The 1,438-nt window shown below is 30.3% G+C and carries 2 protein-coding genes; both read left to right on the top strand.

Annotated features, from left to right (window positions below):
• Positions 1-43 precede the first annotated feature (43 nt).
• Positions 44-571: a transposase gene (locus AC6CH4_RS25845; protein WP_498108192.1), complete on the top strand. Its 528-nt coding sequence runs from the start codon at positions 44-46 to the stop codon at positions 569-571.
• Positions 568-1,404, top strand: coding sequence for an IS3 family transposase (locus AC6CH4_RS25840; protein WP_498108194.1), 837 nt, complete (start codon positions 568-570; stop codon positions 1,402-1,404). The genes AC6CH4_RS25845 and AC6CH4_RS25840 overlap by 4 nt, the downstream gene beginning before the upstream one ends.
• The last annotated feature ends 34 nt before the right edge of the window (positions 1,405-1,438 follow it).

Here is a 1,438-nt window from a genome sequence, read left to right as displayed (position 1 = left end):
TATACTGCCCCCAAAAAGTTAGACACTATTTGGGGGCATTTTTATGGGAAGAAAATTAAAATACAGTTATGATTTTAAACTTCGCTGTGTAGAAGAAGTTTTAGAGAATAATCGGTCAGTTTATTCAGTTGCACAAGAGAACAATTTTGAAAAGACTAGTCTTAGAAGATGGATTTGTTTTTATAAAAAACATGGCAAAGAAGGTCTTTTATCCAAGAAGAATCAAAAATACAGCTTTGATTTTAAGCAACTGGTCTTGCAAACAATTGAAAGTAAGTCTTTATCTTTGAGGGAAGCTTGTGTTGAATTTAATATTCCAAATATGGGTGTTATTATTCAATGGCAAAAGAGCTGCAAAGACCAAGGCTTCTTGGGCTTAAAAGAGAAACCAAAAGGAAGACCTAAATCTATGAACTTCAAAAGAGCCAAAAAGAAAACCAATAAACCTCTGACAAGAGAGGAAGAACTTTTACTGGAGATTGAATCATTACGATGTGAAAATGCTCTGTTAAAAAAGTTCAATGCCTTAGTTCAAGCCAAAGAAATCAGGAATATAAAGCGCAAGCCATAATAGAATTAAGGCATGATTATGATTTAGCAAATATGTTAAAGCATATGAATATGGCAAGAAGTAGTTATTATTACTATGAAAAAAAACAGCAATTAGCCGATAAATATAGAGAAATTAAATCACTGATTGCACAGATTTATCATCGACATAAAGGTAGATTTGGTTACAGGCGTATTACTTTAGAAATAAAGAATAGAGGCATTTTAATCAATCATAAAACGGTTCTCAGACTAATGAAGCTTTTAGGTTTAAAAAGTTTAATTAGAGTAAAAAAATATAAATCATATAAAGGAGAACAAGGTAAAATAGCTCCCAATTTATTAAAACGTAATTTTAAATCTGTAGTGCCTAATGAAAAATGGGCAACTGATGTTACGGAATTTAATGTGTCAGGCAAAAAGTTGTACCTGTCTCCCATAATTGATTTATTCAATGGAGAAATTATAAGTTACGATTTATCAGAAAGGGCGAATTTTGATCAAACTCTATCTATGCTTAAAAAGTCTTTTGAAAAAATACCCGATAAAACCAATTTAATACTGCACTCAGACCAAGGTTGGCAGTACCAAATGAAACAATATCAGTATTTACTAAAACAAAAAGGAATTAAACAAAGTATGTCTCGAAGAGGAAATTGCCTTGACAACGCAATTATTGAAAACTTCTTTGGAATATTAAAATCAGAACTTTTTTATCTTAAAAAATACAGTTCTATCTATCAATTAAAACAGGAAATAATCGAATATATAGAATATTACAACAATGATAGAATAAAACTTAATTTAAAAGGAATGAGCCCGATACAATATCGAGCTCATTATTATCAAATTTAATTATAAATTCGTCCAAACTTTTGGGTGCAGTCCA

The sequence above is a fragment of the Flavobacterium sp. GQ95 genome (genome assembly GCF_059758655.1).
The sequence above is the reverse complement of the archived record's forward strand: the minus strand, read 5'-3'. Positions and strand labels throughout refer to the sequence as shown.

What these genes read in the sequence shown, in the direction of transcription:
- AC6CH4_RS25845 (WP_498108192.1), top strand. Translation starts at nt 44, where the DNA reads ATGGGAAGAAAATTAAAATACAGTTATGATTTTAAACTTCGCTGTGTA.